We start from the raw sequence: 15337 nt of genomic DNA, 5'->3' as shown, positions 1-15337 counted from the left end.
CCGGCCGCGCTCGAGAGGAACCGCACCCGTGAGCCGCATCGTCGCACTCGACACCACCGACATCCGCTTCCCCACGTCGTTGAGCCTGGACGGCTCCGACGCGATGAATCCCGATCCCGATTATTCCGCGGCGTACGTGATCGTCCGAACGGATGCCGACGACGACATCGAGGGGCACGCCTTCGTCTTCACGATCGGCCGCGGCAACGACGTGCAGGTCGCCGCGATCGACGCCCTCGCCGGGCACCTCGTCGGCCGCGAGATCGAACCGCTGCTCGACGACATGGGCGGCACGTTCCGCGACATCATCGGCGACTCTCAGCTGCGCTGGCTCGGCCCCGAGAAGGGCGTCATGCACATGGCGATCGGCGCCGTCATCAACGCGCTGTGGGACATCAAGGCCAAGCGGGCCGGGCTGCCCCTCTGGCAGCTGCTCGCCCGCATGACGCCGGAAGAGCTGGTCGACCTCGTCGACTTCCGCTACCTCACCAACGCCCTCACCCGTGACGAGGCCCTGCAGATCCTCCGCGCCGCCGAGCCCGGCCGCGCCGACCGCGAGCGCGAACTGCTCGCCACCGGCTACCCGGGGTACACCACCAGTCCCGGATGGCTCGGCTACTCCGATGAGAAGCTCGAACGCCTCGCCCGCCAGGCGATGGCCGACGGCTTCACGCAGATCAAGCTCAAGGTGGGTGCCGACCTCGACGACGACATCCGCCGTTTCCGCAAGGCCCGCGAGGTCTGCGGCCCCGACTTCCCGATCGCGATCGACGCCAACCAGCGCTGGGAGGTGTCGGAGGCGATCGAGTGGGTGAACGCGCTCGCCGAGTTCCACCCCGCGTGGATCGAGGAGCCCACGAGCCCCGACGACATCCTCGGGCACGCCGAGATCGCCCGCGGCGTGGCTCCGATCCGCGTCGCCACCGGCGAGCACGCGCAGAACCGCATGATCTTCAAGCAGCTGCTGCAGGCCGATGCGATCTCGGTCATGCAGATCGACGCGGTGCGCGTCGCCGGCGTCAACGAGAACATCGCCAACCTGCTGCTCGCCGCCAAGTTCGGCGTGCCCGTGTGCCCGCACGCCGGCGGCGTCGGCCTCTGCGAAGCCGTACAGCATCTGTCGATGTTCGACTTCGTCGCCGTCACGGGCACCCGCGAGGGCCGCATGATCGAGTTCGTCGACCACCTGCACGAGCACTTCGTCGTGCCGACCGACATCCAGGGTGGGTCGTACATGGCCCCCACCGCCCCGGGGTCGGGCATGGAGATGAAGGCCGACAGCATCCGGACCTACACCTGGACGGGCGCGCATGTCGTCGTCTGAACGCGCCCTCGCCCTGCCCGCTCTCGGCTACGGTGCCGCGAACGTCGGCAACCTGTTCCGCGCACTGAGCGACGACGACGCCTGGGCCGTGCTCGACGCGGCGTGGGAGAGCGGCATCCGCTACTACGACACCGCCCCGCACTACGGACTCGGACTGTCGGAGCGCCGGCTCGGCGCCTTCCTGCAGACCAAACCGCGCGACGAGTACGTGCTCTCCACCAAGGTCGGCCGGCTGCTGCGCCCCAACCCGCAGCACGCGGGCGGGCTCGACACCGCCAACGACTTCCACGTGCCGGACGACCTGCAGCGCGTGTGGGACTTCTCGGCCGACGGCATCCGCGCCAGCCTCGACGAATCACGCGAGCGGCTCGGCATCGAGCGCATCGATCTGCTCTACCTGCACGACCCCGAGCGGCACGACCTCGACCTCGCACTCGCCGAGGCCTTCCCGGCGATGCAGCAGCTGCGGGCCGACGGCGAGGTGGCGGCCATCGGCATCGGCTCGATGGTGTCGGATGCTCTCGCCGCCGCCGTGCGGTCGGCCGACCTCGACCTCATCATGGTCGCCGGTCGATACACGCTGCTCGAGCAGCCGGCCGCGGCCGACGTGCTGCCCGCCTGCCGCGAGACCGGCACGGGGATCGTCGCGGCGTCGGTGTTCAACTCCGGCCTGCTGGCCGCGAGCGAACCCCGCCGCGACGGCCGGTACGAGTACGGCCAGCTGCCCGACGAGCTGTGGGATCGCCTCGTGCGCATCGCCGCCGTGTGCGCCGACCACGACGTGCCGCTGCCCGCCGCGGCGATCCGGTTCCCCCTGCAGGCGACCGAGGTGCGGTCGGTGGTCGTCGGCGGCAGTCGCCCGGCACAGCTCCGGCAGAATGCGGAGTACGCAGCGCTCCACATCCCCGACGCACTGTGGCACGACCTCGCCGCGCAGGGGCTCATCCCCGGCGCGGACGACTGATCGAGAGGAGCATCCGTTGCTCGAAGGCATCCACCCCCTGCTCACCGGCGAGCTGCTGCTGCACCTCGACCGCATGGGGCACTCCGACTCCGTCGTCGTCGCCGACGCGCACTTCCCGGCGTGGGCGCTGGGCGCGCGCGTCGTCGACCTGCCGGGCACGTCGACCCCGGAGGTCGTCGCGGCGATCCGCACCGTGCTCCCGCTCGACGACGCCCCCGGACTCGACCTGATGGAATCGGCCGACGGCGAGGTGCTCGACGTGCAGCACGAGCTTATGGCGGCGGCCGGCACGGCGCTTGAGACGACGCGCTTCGTCGAGCGATTCGACTACTACGAGGTGGCGAAGGGCGCGTACCTGATGGTGCGCACCGGCGAGACGCGCAAGTACGGCAACGCGCTGCTGCGCAAGGGCGTCGTCGGGCACGCCTCGGCCTGACGCGGGCGCTGTCGGCGCGGCGGGGCGGGCGGCGGGGGCCGGGCGGGATGCGACCGCGGCTAGCGGCCGGCGGTCGACTCGCGTACGACGAGTTCGGCGGCGAAGGGGGTCATCGCGGGCGGGGGAGCGGTCGGGTCGGCGAGCTGCTGCAGCAGCACGGCTCCGGCGGCGCGGCCGATGTCGTACCCGGGCTGACGGATGCTCGTGAGCGGCACGACACCCTGGTGCGCCTGGTCGACGTCGTCGAAACCGATGATCGCGATGTCGTCGGGCACCCGGATGCCGTGGCGCAGCAGCACGGTCAGCACACCGAGTGCCACCATGTCGTTCGCGGCGAACACCGCATCGGGGCGCTCCTCGGGCGGGAGAGCCGCGAGGCGCTCGCCGGCCGCCATGCCGTCGTCGGTCATCAGGTGCGCTACCTCCTGCACCTCGACCGTCGCCCCGGTGCCGGCGACGGCCTCTCGCAGACCCGCCAGGCGGTCGTTCGACTGGCTGACCGTCGGAGTGCCGAGGAAGAGAATGCGGCGGCGGCCAAGGCCGAGCAGGTGCTCTCCGGCGAGGCGCCCTCCGCCCGTGTCGTCGAACAGCACAGAGGCGACGGAGCGCGAGGGGCGGATCGGGCCGACGACGACCGAGCGGATGCCGCGTTCGGCGAGCGTCTCGAGCCGGGGAACCACGTCGTCGAGGGGGTAGATGATGATGCCCTGCACGCGGTGGGCCTCGAACATGTCGAGGTTGCGGCGCTCCTGCGCGCGGTCGCGGTTGCTGTTGCTGAAGAACAGCGACCACCCGCCCTCGCGCGCCACGTCCTCCACCCCGCGGGAGAGCTCGTGGAAGTAGGGCAGCCACGCGTCGAGCAGGATCAGCGCCAGCGCCTTGCTGGCTCCGGCGCGCAGCTGCCTCGCCGACTCGTTGGGCACGTAGCCGAGTTCGGCGATCGCGGCGCGCACTCGTTCACGACTCGCCTCACCGAGCACGTGAGGGTGGTTGAGGTAGTTCGAGACCGTCGACGACGAGACTCCGGCGAGTGCGGCGACGTCTTTGACGCTCGCGGGCATCGGTGCTCCCTGGTGAGATGGCGGCCGGCACGGGGCCGGTGCGGGCGACTCGCCCGGACGATCGGCCTCAGCGTACCGACGTTATTGGCACGTTACAAGAATCTTCTTGACAGGGGATCGCAGGGCCGCATAACGTGACCTGCACACCGAGTTGGAACGTGCCAACTCGAACGAGGCGATGGTGCCGCACACCCGTCTCCGAAGGACTCCATGAACATCGGATGCCACGGACTGGTCTGGACCGGGAACTTCGACGCCGACGGCATCCGCCTGTCGGTCGAGAAGACCAAGGAGGCCGGCTTCGACCTGATCGAGTTCCCCCTCATGGACCCCTTCGCCTTCGACGTGGCGGCCGCGAAGGATGCGCTCGAGGAGCACGACCTCGCCGTCAGTGCCTCACTCGGACTCTCGGAGGCGACCGACGTCACCAGCGCCGACCCCGCGATCGTCGCGGCCGGCGAGGCGCTGCTGCTGCAGGCCGTCGACGTGCTCGCCGACCTCGGCGGCACCCACTTCTGCGGCGTCATCTACAGCGCCATGAAGAAGTACATGGAGCCGGTCACGCCGGAGGGGCTCGAGAGCAGCCGACGCGCGATCGCGAAGGTCGCCGACCACGCGGCGGAGCGCGGGGTGCAGGTGGCGCTGGAGGTGGTGAACCGCTACGAGACCAACGTGCTGAACACCGCGCGCCAGGCGATCGACTTCGTCGGGCGCATCGATCGCCCGAACCTCGGCATCCACCTCGACACGTATCACATGAACATCGAGGAGTCGGACATGTTCGCGCCGGTGCTCGACGCGGCGCCGCTGCTGCAGTACGTGCACATCGGCGAGAGCCACCGCGGCTACCTCGGCACGGGCTCGGTCGACTTCGACACGTTCTTCAAGGCGCTCGGTCGCATCGGCTACGACGGGCCGATCGTGTTCGAGTCGTTCTCCTCGGCGGTGGTCGCTCCAGACCTCAGTCGGATGCTCGGCATCTGGCGCAACCTGTGGACCGACAACGCCGAGCTCGGGGCTCACGCGAACGCGTTCATCCGGGACAAGCTCGTCGCGGTCGACAGCATCCGTCTGCACTGAGCCGACCGGCCGGAGCGCGGAGGCGGCGTCAAGCCGTGACCAAGATGTTATTACAGGTCTTCCGCGAACCGACCTCCTTAGATACATTTAGATACAACTTGCGCGGGAGATCGCGGCGAGACACAATTGATCCGATGTTTCACCCCTTGCGGGTGAACGCAGCAGGATTCAAGACCTTCAAGGAAGCAGGTGAGGCACGTGAGTGATCCCATCCTCAAAGTGGAGGGCATCAGCAAGGGATTCCCCGGTGTCCAGGCTCTCAAGGACGTGCACCTCGAGGTGCGCGCCGGCGAGGTCCTCGTGCTCGTCGGCGAGAACGGCGCCGGCAAGTCGACGCTCATGAAGATCCTTTCGGGGATCTACACCAAGGACGAGGGCACGATCTCGTTCGAGGGCCGCGAGGTCGAGCTGACCAGCCCGCTGCAGGCGCAGGAGCTCGGCATCACGATCATCCACCAGGAGCTCAACCTCATGCCCGACCTCACGGTCGCGCAGAATATCTACGTAGGCCGCGAGCCGAAGGTCGGCCCGTTCCTGTCGGAGCGCCGGCTCAACGCCCAGACGGCCGAACTGCTGCAGCGCCTCGGCATCCATCTCGACCCGCGCCAGCGCGTGGGCGAGCTCACCGTCGCCGAGCAGCAGATGGTCGAGATCGCCAAGGCGCTGTCGTTCAACGCCAAGGTGCTCATCATGGACGAGCCCACCTCGGCCCTCACCGACTCCGAGGTCGAGACGCTGTTCGTGCTGATCGAGCAGCTCAAGGCATCCGGCACCGGCATCGTCTACATCTCGCACCGCATGGACGAGCTGCGCCGCCTCGCCGACCGCGTCACGGTGCTCCGCGACGGCGCATACATCGGATCACTGGAGAAGTCCGAGGTGAGCATTCCGCGCATCATCGAGATGATGGTCGGGCGCCCGATCGACGAGGGTACGCGTCCGACGGCGCGCGAGCACCTGAACGACCCGGTGGTGCTCGACGTGCAGGACCTGTCGACCAAGAGCCTGCTCAAGGACGTCTCGTTCCAGCTGCACAAGGGCGAGATCCTCGGCTTCGCCGGCCTCATGGGCGCCGGCCGCACCGAGACCGCCCGCGCGATCATCGGCGCCGACCCGAGCGACGGCGGCACGATCACCATCGGCGGACGATCGGCCCGCATCTCTCAGCCGGCGGATGCCGTGAAGCACGGCGTCGGCTACCTCTCGGAGGACCGCAAGCTGCTCGGTCTCATGCTCGAGCAGGACGTCACGTTCAACACCGTGCTCGCCTCGCTCGGGTCGTACGCCAACGGCATCGGCTGGATGGGCGACAGCAAGGCTAAGAACCGCACCAAGGAGTACGTCCAGCAGCTGCGGGTGAAGACGCCCTCGGTGAACCAGGTCGTCAAGCTGCTCTCGGGCGGCAACCAGCAGAAGGTCGTCATCGCCCGGTGGCTGATGCGCGACTGCGACATCCTCATCTTCGACGAGCCCACCCGAGGCATCGACGTCGGAGCCAAGGAGGAGATCTACCGCCTCATGCAGCAGCTCGCTGATGCAGGCAAGTCCATCATCGTCATCTCGTCGGAGCTGCCCGAGATCCTCCGCGTCGCGAACCGCATCGCCGTGTTCGCGAACGGCCGGATCACCGGGACGCTGCGCAACGAGGAAGCCAGCCAGGAGAAGATCATGCAACTCGCAGCCCATGGGGAGGAAGACTGATGAGCACCCCGCAGAACGGGTCGTCGACGACGACGATCATCCAGACCGCCGTCGCGGAGAACACCGACAAGCGCGACATCGGCGGGTTCCTCCGCCGCCAGGTGCAGCAGTCGCTGGCGTTCGGCACGCTCGTCGTGCTGTTCATCTTCTTCTCGCTGGCCAGCCCGAACTTCCTCACGTGGAACAACGTCTCGGGCATCCTGCTCTCCACCGCCGTGATCGGCATCCTGGCCCTGGGTACGACCTTCGTCATCATCACCGGCGGCATCGACCTGTCGCTCGGCACCGGCATGGCCCTGTGCTCGGTCATGACCGGTGTGTTCATCACCAACATGGGCCTGCCCGTGGTGGTCGGCGTGCTCGGCGGCATCCTCACCGGCATCCTGATGGGGCTCGTCAACGGCCTCAACATCACGTTCCTGCGCCTGCCCCCGTTCATCGCGACCCTCGCGATGATGATGATCGCCGGCGGCCTCGCCCTGGTGATCTCGGGCGTCGCGCCGATCTACTTCTCGGGCTCCGCCCCCGACTTCAAGCAGATCGCGCTCGGCATGTTCATCCCCGGTCTGCCCAACGCCGTGCTCATCACGCTCGTGCTCGCGGTCGTTGCCTACCTGGTGCTGTCGAAGACGCTCCTCGGCCGGTACACGTTCGCGATCGGCTCGAACGAGGAGGCCACCCGCCTCTCGGGCGTCAACACCCGCCGCTGGACGATCTTCGTCTACATGTTCGCGGGCGCCTTCACCGGCATCGCGGGCGTCATCATCGCCTCGCGCCTCGACTCGGCCCAGCCGCAGATCGGCACCGGCTACGAGCTGCAGGCCATCGCGGCCGTCATCATCGGCGGCACTTCGCTGCTCGGCGGACGCGGCTCGATCCTCGGCACCGTGATCGGCGCGCTCATCATGAGCGTGCTCGTCAACGGCCTGCGCATCATGTCGATCCAGTCGGAGTGGCAGAACATCGTCGTCGGCGTCGTCATCCTCATCGCCGTCTTCTTCGACTCGCTGCGCAACCGCGCACGCACCTGACCCCGGAGGCGGCGCCCGTGCCCGCCGCCCCCGATTCGGCGACCCGGCCGATGACCCGCGGAACCCTCCGCACCGGCACACCGCACCACGAAGTCCCACGTCGGCTCCTGGGCCGACGCCCATCACAAACAACGGAGTTTCCATGAAGTTCGGCAAGAAGGCCGCATTCGCGGCACTGGTCGTCACCGCGGCGATCACCGTCGCCGGGTGCTCGAGCAACGGCGGCAGCGCCGGCAGCGGCAGCGAGGGCAGCGGCGACAAGATGTACATCGCACTCGTCTCGAAGGGCTTCCAGCACCAGTTCTGGCAGGCCGTCAAGAAGGGTGCCGAGGAGAAGGCGGCCGAGCTCGGCGTCGACATCACCTTCGAGGGTCCCGCCGCCGAGACCGAGGTCGACGCGCAGCTGCAGATGCTGCAGACGGCCATCGACAAGACGCCCGACGCGATCGCATACGCCGCCCTCGACCCCGAGGCCTGCGTGCCCTACCTCGACAAGGCAAAGGCCGCCGACATCCCGGTCGTCTACTTCGACGCCCCCTGCGACGGCGACGTGGGTCTGAGCCTCGCCGCGACCGACAGCAAGGTCGCCGGTGCGCTGGCCGCCGAGCACATGGCCGAGCTGATCGGAGGCGAGGGCGAGGTCGCCATCGTCGGCCACTCGCAGATCAACTCGACCGGTGTCGAGCGTCGTGACGGCTTCGTCGAGAAGATCGAGTCGGACTACCCCGACATCGAGATCGTCGACATCCAGTACGGCGACGGCGACCACCTGAAGTCGGCCGACATCGCCAAGGCCATGATCGCCGCGCACCCCGACCTCAAGGGCATCTACGGCACCAACGAGGGCTCCGCGATCGGCGTCGTCAACGCCGTGAACGAGCTGGGTCTCGAGAAGGGCAAGCTGACCATCATCGGCTTCGACTCGGGCGCCGCGCAGATCAACGCGATCAAGGACGGCACGATGGCCGGTGCCATCACGCAGGACCCGATCGGCATCGGCGCGCAGGTCGTGCAGGCCGCGTACGACGCCGCCAACGGCGACTCGGTCGACGAGTTCTACGACACCGGTTCGTACTGGTACGACAAGTCGAACCTCGAGGACGAGAAGATCGCCGCGGTCCTGTACCAGTGATCTGAGTCCCCACGAAAGGCCCCTCACCGTTCGCGGTGAGGGGCCTTTCGTGTGCGCGGCGGGGTGGGTTCGTCGGCCGGGTTCGGCGGCCGAATGCAGGCAGGAGTGGCGGATGCGGGCGGCGACGGGCGGATTCCGCCTGCAGGTCGCCGCGGTGCCTGCAGTTCGCCAGGCGGCGGCGGCCGGTTGCACGAGCTCTGCACGCATGCACGGACGGAGGCCCGGATTCTCCGTGCATCCGTGGCCGGTCCGTGCAGGCGACGACGGGGCGGCCGAATGCAGGCAGGAGTGGCGGATGCGGGCGGCGACGGGCGGATTCCGCCTGCAGGTCGCCGCGGCGCCTGCAATTCGCGGCGGGCCAGCGGCGGGCCGGTGGCGGGCCGGGCGGGGCGGATCAGAGGCGGCGGAGGAACGTGAGCTGGGACGACGGCTCGACGATGAGCTGCTGCAGGGCCGCGTTGAAGGGGACGCCGGCGGGGGCGGCGAGATGCGCGCGGAACGCCGCGTCGTCGCGATACACCTCGTAGACGAAGAACCGGTCGGGATCGTCGACGAGACGCGTGGCGTCGAAGACCACGTTCCCCTCTTCGGCGCGCACCTCGTCGGCGAAGTCGCGCAGCAGGGCGGCGACCTCGTCACCGCGGCCGGGCTGAGCAGTGAACTGGGCGTGGAGGATGGTCGGTTCGGTCATGAGGGCTCCTTCGTTGGGGGTGATGCGGGGATGGTCGGGCCGCGGGATGCACGGGATTCCCACGGATGCGCGGGCGGATGACCGGATGTTCCGTGCAGGTGTGCCCCATCCGTGCATCCCGCCCGTGCATCCCGCCCGTGGATCCCGCGCGTGCGGGCCGACGGCTCCGTGCCCGTGCGGGTGACCGGGGCGGAACGTGCATGGGCCCGGGTCAGGGACGGAGGTCGAGGAGGCGGGCGGGGGTGGTGACGAGCATCCGGTCGACCGCCTCGTCGCCGATGGCGGCGCGCAGGCGGGGGAGGTAGCGCTCGCCGAGGTACGCGAGCCCGGGCATCCCGTCGTAGGCGACGTACCGGGTACGGCGGGCGACGTCGCCGCCCAGCACGATCCGATCGCCCGCACCCCGCTCGACGACGGCCGTCGTGAGTGCCAGCAACTCGGCATCGGATCGGGTGCGGGGCCGGGCCATGCCGTCGTAGCCGAGGTGCGCGCCCCGCTCGGCGAGCGAGACGTGCAGGCCGGGGTCGGGGTCACGGTCGGCATGGGCGAGCACGACCCGGTCGGATGCCACGCCCGCGGCCGCGAGCAGGTCGAGCACCTCGTGGGCGGCGGTGCAGAACTCCAGGTGCACCATGACGGCGGCGCCGGTGGCGCGGTGGGCGGCCGCGAGCGCGTCGAGGGTCGTGCGCTCGAACGCGCTGATGCGCCAGTAGTCGATGCCGCCCTTGAGGATGCCGGCGCGCACCGGCGATCCGTCCGGCGCGGTCGCCGCCGCACCGGGCGACCCGGGGGTGACGGCCGCGTCGTCTGCGGGCATCCCCTCGACGAGGTCGCGCACGAACAGGGCGGTCAGCGCCTCGGCATCCCACGCGCGGGTCGGATGCTCCGCCGCATAGTGCGCCTCGCGGTGCCGTCCCGTCGTGGCGACCACCCGCAGCCCGGTCGCCGCGCTGATGCGTGCGACCGCCGCGGGGTTCCGTCCCACACCGAACGGGGTGGCGTCGACCATCGCGGCGAACCCGCTGCCGCGCAGCAGTGCGGCCTCGGCGCCCGACCGCTGCTCGTCGTCGAGCTCGTCGCCGGGCAGCAGCGGGGTGACCTGGAAGAGGTGCTCGTGATAGTTCGTCGGCCCGAGCGACGCCGGGTCGATGTCGCCGAGGACCGTGCGGATCATCGGCGGGCGGAGTCGGCGGCCTCGGCGAGGCGTTCGACGGTCTCGGGGGTGAGGTCGATCTCGAACACGTCGGCCACGACCTGCGACCACCCGTGGATGAAGTACCGCCAGCCGTCGACGACGACGAGCGACCGCTCCTGCTCCTGCGCGCGCGCCTGGTGCAGGAACTCCAGCGAGCCGCGGTAGTTGAACTCCCACACGTAGGCGCGTTCGGGGAACACCACGTCGTCGGGAAGGGGGGAGCCGGGCCGGTCCTTGCCGAGGCCGGTGGCGTTGACGATGACCGATCCGGCGGGCGCCGCGGCGACGAGCGCGGCGGCCTCCTCCGGGGTGTCCGTGCGCACGTAGCGGAGGAGGTCGGCGGGGGTGCCGTGCTGGTCGTGCACGCGGCGCAGGTGGGACAGTGCCTCGTCGGTGCGGGCGGTCACGGTCACGCGCGACGGAGCATCCGCCCGCTCGGCGAGCGCCCAGCTGAGCGCCGTGCCCGACCCGCCCGCGCCGAGGATGACGACCTCGGCGCCGGTGCGCGCGAAGTGGTCGGAGGGCAGGAAGTCGTTCAGTGCGAGGTCGACGGTGAGCGGGTCCTTCGCGCGGCCGATGAGCCGATCGCCGCGCTTCGAGATGCTCGAGATCTCGCTGCACGAGACGGCGAACGGGTCGAGCTCGTCGAACAGGTCGGATGCCGCGGCGTACACGTTCATCTTGTGGGTCGTGACGAGCGCACCGCGGTGGTTCGGGTCGTCGCGGATCTGCTCGACCATCGCGACGTACTGGGCGGGCGTGGCATCCATTGGCAGGTCGTGTCCGACCAGCTCGCGGGTGGGCAGCCCGAGCACGTCGGCCCACCGGGGGAACACCTGCATGATCGACGACGACCCGGTGCTCACGCCGACGAAGCCCATGTAGCCAGCGCCGGTGGGGGCTTCCGCGGGGTCGGTGGCGGCGCCGTCGCCGAGGTCGGTGGGGAGGGAGGTGGTCATCGCGGTCTCCTACGGGGCGGTCACGGGAAAGCGGGGGGCGTCGCCGCGTAGCACGGCGATCACGTCGGCGAGCGACAGGGCGCCCATGTTGTCGACCGCCTGGGTGGTCTGCGCGCCGAGGTGCGGCGTGACGATCACCCGGTCGGCGAGGTCGGGGGCGAGCAGCGGGCTGTCTTTCGCGGCGGTGTCGCCGTCGAGGGTGTCGGCGGCGTATCCGGCGAGGATGCCGTCGCGCAGAGCATCCGCCACGGCCCGCTCGTCGATCAGGTCGCCGCGCGCGGTGTTGACCACGATGCTCCCGCGGCGCATGCGGGCGAGGCGGGCGGCGTCGACGAGCAGCTGCCCGCCGGGCGCGTGCAGCGAGATCAGGTCGGCGGTCTCGAACAGGGCGTCGAGCTCGACGGGCTCGGCCCCGGCCGCGCGCACCGCGTCGGCGGGCACGTACGGGTCGGCGGCGAGGACGCGGCACCCGAAGCCGCTCAGGCGACGGGCCACCCCCTGGCCGATGCGCCCGAAGCCGACGATCCCGACCGTCGCCGCCCCGAGCTCGCGCCCGCGCCGCACGCCCCAGTCGCCGTCGCGGACGCGCCGGTCGCCGTCGGGCACGAAGCGCAGGGCGGCGAGCATGAGTCCGACCGCGTGATCGGCCACCGCATCTGCATTCGCGCCGGGGGTGTTCGACACGGGGATGCCCCGGCTGCGGGCGGCGTCGAGATCGACGGCCTCGGTGCCCACGCCGTAGCGCGCGATGATCTTGAGCTTCGGGGCGGCGGCCAGGTGCGCGGAGGTGACCGGGCCGGTGCCGGCGATCCAGGCATCCGCGCCGTGCAGCAGGGGACGCATCTCGTCGAGATCGTGGTGGGCGGGGCCGCGGAGGATGCGGTGGCCCGCGACCGTGGCGCGGGCGACGAGGTCGAGGTCGCCGTCCGAGAACGAGCGGCTCGTGACGAGGATGACGCCCATCAGCGGGGCCTCGATGCGAACCACGGGGCGAGCGCGGTGTACGCGTCGGCGAAGCGGCCGTGCCGCTCGGCGTAGACGGCGTGCCGCCCGGGGTCGGGGGCGAACTCGGCGGTGACCTCGCTCAGCGCGCGGGCGGCCGAGAACTCGGCGAGCCCGAGGCCCACGGCCCCCGTCACCGCGGCGCCGAGGCTGTTCGCCTCTTCGACGATCGTGCGGCGCCGCACGGGCACGCCCCACACGTCCGCCAGCACCGACAGGTACACGTCACTCTGCGCGCCGCCGCCGACCGCGTCGATGCGGTCGATCGTCGCGCCCGCGGCGCGGAACGCCTCGATGCAGGTGAGCAGGTTGAACGCCGTCCCTTCGAGCACCGCCCGCACGAGGTGGGCGCGGGTGTGGTGGCGCGACAGGCCGACGAAGGCGCCACGGGCGTCCGGGTCCCACAGCGGGGAGCGCTCGCCCAGCAGGTAGGGCAGGAAGTACAGATCGTCGGTGTCGACGTCGGCGCTCGCCTCGGCGGTGAGGCGCCCGGTCTCGGGGTGTGCCGGGTCGGGCGAGAGGGCTTCGGCGATCCACTGCACGGATGCTCCGCCCGCCTGCATCGTCGCGGTCGGCACGAACGATCCGGGCACGACGTTGTCGAAGGTGAACGTCGCCATCGCCGGGTCATGCAGCGGAGCATCCGCCGCGAACGAGATCCACGACGAGGTGCCGAGGCACACGTACGCGCCGTCCTCGGGGGCGACCACGCCCGAGCCGACGGCGGCGAGCGGGCCGTCGCCGCCGCCCATCACCACGCGCACCCCGGTGTGCAGACCGAGGGCCTCGGCCGCGGCATCCGTCAACGGCCCCGCGATCGCAGTCGAGTCGAGGATCTCGGGGAAGAGCGCCGGGTCGAGGCGCGCGGCCTGCAGCACCTCGTCCGACCAGGTGCCGGTGCGCTGGTCGTAGGCGTTCGTGCCCGAGGCGTCGGAGCGGTCGGTCGCGAGGCGCCCGGTCAGGCGCAGCACGATGAAGTCCTTCGCGATGCAGAAGCGGCGCACGCGCGCCCACACGTCGGGTTCGTTGTCGCGCACCCACATGATCTTCTCGACCGAGTAGGTGGGGTTCAGGCGATGTCCGAGGATGCCGTAGGCGTGCGCAGCGCCGAGGGCCTGCTCGAGTTCGCGCTGCTGCGCGCCCGAGCGGGTGTCGGCCCAGATGATCGCCGGACGCGCCGGCTCGCCGTCGGCGTCGAGCAGCACTGCGCCCATCATCTGCCCGCCCACGACGAGGCCCGCGACGTCGGCCGGGGCGGTATCGGTCTTCGCGAGCAGGGTGCGGGTCGCCTCGACGACCGCGTTCCACCAGTCGACCGGGTTCTGCTCGGCGACGCCGCCCGCCGCGAAGTGCGCGGGATACGGCACCGTGACCGACGACACGAGGCGCCCGTCGTCGTGGTGCAGCGAGGCCTTGTTGCCGGTGGTGCCGAGGTCGTGGGCGATGAGCATGGCGGTCGCTCAGCCCTCGGTCGTGTACGGGCGGAGGTCGGTCGAGCCGTCGGCGCCGCGGTAGGCGCGCGACCCCATGCCGTGCTCGAGCACCCAGCCGTAGTCGTGTCCGGCGCCGCCGGGGTAGACGGCGAGGAACGCGTAGGGCTCGTCGCCCGTGTTGACCGAGCGGTGCGCCCAGCCCGGGGGGATGTAGCCGATGGTGCCGGGCAGCATGTCGAGCCATTCGGTGCGCTCGCCGTCGAACATGAGCAGACCGCCGCGGCCCTTTAGTGCGAGGTAGATCTCGCCCTGGTGGTCGGGGTGCTGGTGGCCCTTCGTCATCCACAGTTCGCCGGAGGTGTCGCCGGGCATGATCGTGGTGATCGACTGCGGCAGCTCGCGGTCGACCTCGGGCACAGGCGAGCTGACGACGGTGTAGACGACGGGGTCGTCGCCCTCGGCGGCGGTCTTCCAGGCGTCGTGGTCGAGGAAGAGGCCTTCGAGGTCGGACATCCGCCGCGTGAGGGTCGGACCCTCGGGAGAGAGCGTGAGCTTCTCGGCGTCGAAGGCGATCGCCATCGGCGGGATCGGCGGGGTGTGGTACTCGGGCATCGGTGCTCCTCGTGCGGCGTGCGTCGTTGCGGGCGCGGCCGGGACCGCCACCTGTCATTACAGGTGAGCATACCTGTTATGACAGGTTGGCGTCTACTGCGCGCCGCTCATGCGCGCGGGAGGTGCTGCGCGGCTGCGCGGGAGCGGTGGGTCGTGCGGGGTCAGGGCGTCGCGCGGCGGGCGCGGTACGCAGCCACCGCGTTGCGGTTGGCGCAGGTGGGGGAGCAGTAGCGCTTGGAGCGGTTGCGGCTGAGGTCGAGGGCGATCGCCTCGCAGTCCCCGTCGTCGCAGACGGTGAGGCGCGACTCCTCCTGCTGGCGGATCACGTCGATCAACGCCATCGCCGTCTCGATCAGCACGCGTTCGGCGAGGGGGCGGTCGTCGCCGACGGCGTGCAGGTGCCAGTCGGCGTCGCCGTGGCGCACGAGCTGCGGCACGATGCGACTCTCGGCGAGCACCTCGTTGATACGCGATGCCATCTCGTCGCGCGGCGCGAGCAGCAGCGCACGCAGGCGGGGGCGGATGCTCCGCAGCTCGTCGAGCTCGCGCCGGTCGCGGTCGATGCGCCCGGTGTAGGGGAACTCGTGGAGGAAGGTCGCCTCGTCGTCGAGGCTCCCGAGCGTGTCCGGATGCTCCGCCGAGTTCGCGAGCCAGACGGAGGCCCGCAGAGCATCCGTCGTGTCATCGGTGAAGATCATCTTGACACCTTACATCGG

General features: G+C 70.5%; 15 protein-coding genes. 7 read left to right on the top strand and 8 right to left on the bottom strand.

Going from position 1 to position 15337, the window contains the following annotated elements; translation table 11 throughout:
- Nucleotides 1–28: 28 nt before the first annotated feature.
- The 3 genes from AC3A3J_RS01425 to AC3A3J_RS01415 are packed head-to-tail and all read left to right on the top strand — an operon-like array spanning nt 29 to nt 2724.
- A complete protein-coding gene (locus AC3A3J_RS01425) occupies nt 29–1324 on the top strand; it encodes an L-fuconate dehydratase (RefSeq protein WP_487670570.1) in 1296 nt (431 codons plus the stop codon).
- Nucleotides 1311–2288, top strand: a complete 978-nt coding sequence (locus AC3A3J_RS01420; RefSeq protein WP_487670569.1) for an aldo/keto reductase — start codon at nt 1311–1313, stop codon at nt 2286–2288. The genes AC3A3J_RS01425 and AC3A3J_RS01420 overlap by 14 nt, the downstream gene beginning before the upstream one ends.
- A gap of 16 nt (nt 2289–2304) precedes the next feature.
- A complete protein-coding gene (locus AC3A3J_RS01415; protein ID WP_487670568.1) occupies nt 2305–2724 on the top strand; it encodes an RbsD/FucU family protein in 420 nt (139 codons plus the stop codon).
- A gap of 59 nt (nt 2725–2783) precedes the next feature.
- On the opposite strand, the gene AC3A3J_RS01410 is transcribed toward AC3A3J_RS01415, so the two are convergent.
- Nucleotides 2784–3785: a LacI family DNA-binding transcriptional regulator gene (locus AC3A3J_RS01410; protein ID WP_487670567.1), complete on the bottom strand. Its 1002-nt coding sequence runs from the start codon at nt 3783–3785 to the stop codon at nt 2784–2786.
- Between the two features lie 210 nt (nt 3786–3995).
- Between AC3A3J_RS01410 and AC3A3J_RS01405 the strand changes: the two genes are divergently transcribed.
- The 4 genes from AC3A3J_RS01405 to AC3A3J_RS01390 all read left to right on the top strand — a co-directional run bounded on the left by AC3A3J_RS01405 (nt 3996) and on the right by AC3A3J_RS01390 (nt 8729).
- Nucleotides 3996–4865, top strand: a complete 870-nt coding sequence (locus AC3A3J_RS01405) for a sugar phosphate isomerase/epimerase family protein (protein ID WP_487670566.1) — start codon at nt 3996–3998, stop codon at nt 4863–4865.
- A 198-nt stretch (nt 4866–5063) separates the two neighbouring features.
- Nucleotides 5064–6566 carry a sugar ABC transporter ATP-binding protein gene (locus AC3A3J_RS01400; RefSeq protein ID WP_487670565.1) on the top strand — a complete coding sequence of 501 codons (1503 nt, stop codon included), beginning with the start codon at nt 5064–5066 and terminating at the stop codon, nt 6564–6566.
- Entirely contained in the window at nt 6566–7597 is a 1032-nt protein-coding gene (locus AC3A3J_RS01395) for an ABC transporter permease (protein WP_487670564.1), read from the top strand. Before AC3A3J_RS01400 ends, AC3A3J_RS01395 begins: the two co-directional genes overlap by 1 nt.
- A 142-nt stretch (nt 7598–7739) precedes the next feature.
- Nucleotides 7740–8729, top strand: coding sequence for an ABC transporter substrate-binding protein (locus AC3A3J_RS01390; RefSeq protein ID WP_314650060.1), 990 nt, complete (start codon nt 7740–7742; stop codon nt 8727–8729).
- Nucleotides 8730–9123: 394 nt separating this feature from the next.
- On the opposite strand, the gene AC3A3J_RS01385 is transcribed toward AC3A3J_RS01390, so the two are convergent.
- The 7 genes from AC3A3J_RS01385 to AC3A3J_RS01355 form a co-directional block, all read right to left on the bottom strand.
- Nucleotides 9124–9420, bottom strand: a complete 297-nt coding sequence (locus tag AC3A3J_RS01385; protein ID WP_487670563.1) for a putative quinol monooxygenase — start codon at nt 9418–9420, stop codon at nt 9124–9126.
- A 211-nt stretch (nt 9421–9631) separates the two neighbouring features.
- Nucleotides 9632–10594 (bottom strand): phosphotriesterase family protein, encoded by a 963-nt coding sequence (locus tag AC3A3J_RS01380; protein ID WP_487670562.1) that lies wholly within the window; start codon nt 10592–10594, stop codon nt 9632–9634.
- Entirely contained in the window at nt 10591–11574 is a 984-nt protein-coding gene (locus AC3A3J_RS01375; RefSeq protein ID WP_487670561.1) for a shikimate dehydrogenase family protein, read from the bottom strand. Before AC3A3J_RS01375 ends, AC3A3J_RS01380 begins: the two co-directional genes overlap by 4 nt.
- Nucleotides 11575–11583: 9 nt before the next feature.
- On the bottom strand, nt 11584–12561 hold the full coding sequence (locus AC3A3J_RS01370; protein ID WP_487670560.1) for a phosphoglycerate dehydrogenase: 978 nt from the start codon (nt 12559–12561) through the stop codon (nt 11584–11586).
- A complete protein-coding gene (xylB, locus tag AC3A3J_RS01365; RefSeq protein ID WP_487670559.1) occupies nt 12537–14027 on the bottom strand; it encodes a xylulokinase in 1491 nt (496 codons plus the stop codon). The genes AC3A3J_RS01370 and xylB overlap by 25 nt, the downstream gene beginning before the upstream one ends.
- 9 nt (nt 14028–14036) lie before the next feature.
- Nucleotides 14037–14621, bottom strand: coding sequence for a glucose-6-phosphate isomerase family protein (locus tag AC3A3J_RS01360; protein ID WP_487670558.1), 585 nt, complete (start codon nt 14619–14621; stop codon nt 14037–14039).
- Between the two features lie 161 nt (nt 14622–14782).
- Entirely contained in the window at nt 14783–15319 is a 537-nt protein-coding gene (locus AC3A3J_RS01355) for a CGNR zinc finger domain-containing protein (RefSeq protein WP_487670557.1), read from the bottom strand.
- Nucleotides 15320–15337 lie beyond the last annotated feature (18 nt).

It is taken from the genome of Microbacterium sp. Soil_N32, from assembly GCF_057655505.1.
Note: the sequence above shows the minus strand (reverse complement) of the source record. Positions and strands in the feature narration are given on the sequence as shown.

What these genes read in the sequence shown, in the direction of transcription:
- AC3A3J_RS01420 (WP_487670569.1), top strand. Translation starts at nt 1,311, where the DNA reads ATGTCGTCGTCTGAACGCGCCCTCGCCCTGCCCGCTCTCGGCTACGGT.
- AC3A3J_RS01410 (WP_487670567.1), bottom strand. Translation starts at nt 3,785, where the DNA reads ATGCCCGCGAGCGTCAAAGACGTCGCCGCACTCGCCGGAGTCTCGTCG.
- AC3A3J_RS01405 (WP_487670566.1), top strand. Translation starts at nt 3,996, where the DNA reads ATGAACATCGGATGCCACGGACTGGTCTGGACCGGGAACTTCGACGCC.
- AC3A3J_RS01395 (WP_487670564.1), top strand. Translation starts at nt 6,566, where the DNA reads ATGAGCACCCCGCAGAACGGGTCGTCGACGACGACGATCATCCAGACC.
- AC3A3J_RS01390 (WP_314650060.1), top strand. Translation starts at nt 7,740, where the DNA reads ATGAAGTTCGGCAAGAAGGCCGCATTCGCGGCACTGGTCGTCACCGCG.
- AC3A3J_RS01385 (WP_487670563.1), bottom strand. Translation starts at nt 9,420, where the DNA reads ATGACCGAACCGACCATCCTCCACGCCCAGTTCACTGCTCAGCCCGGC.
- AC3A3J_RS01380 (WP_487670562.1), bottom strand. Translation starts at nt 10,594, where the DNA reads ATGATCCGCACGGTCCTCGGCGACATCGACCCGGCGTCGCTCGGGCCG.
- AC3A3J_RS01375 (WP_487670561.1), bottom strand. Translation starts at nt 11,574, where the DNA reads ATGACCACCTCCCTCCCCACCGACCTCGGCGACGGCGCCGCCACCGAC.
- xylB (WP_487670559.1), bottom strand. Translation starts at nt 14,027, where the DNA reads ATGCTCATCGCCCACGACCTCGGCACCACCGGCAACAAGGCCTCGCTG.
- AC3A3J_RS01360 (WP_487670558.1), bottom strand. Translation starts at nt 14,621, where the DNA reads ATGCCCGAGTACCACACCCCGCCGATCCCGCCGATGGCGATCGCCTTC.
- AC3A3J_RS01355 (WP_487670557.1), bottom strand. Translation starts at nt 15,319, where the DNA reads ATGATCTTCACCGATGACACGACGGATGCTCTGCGGGCCTCCGTCTGG.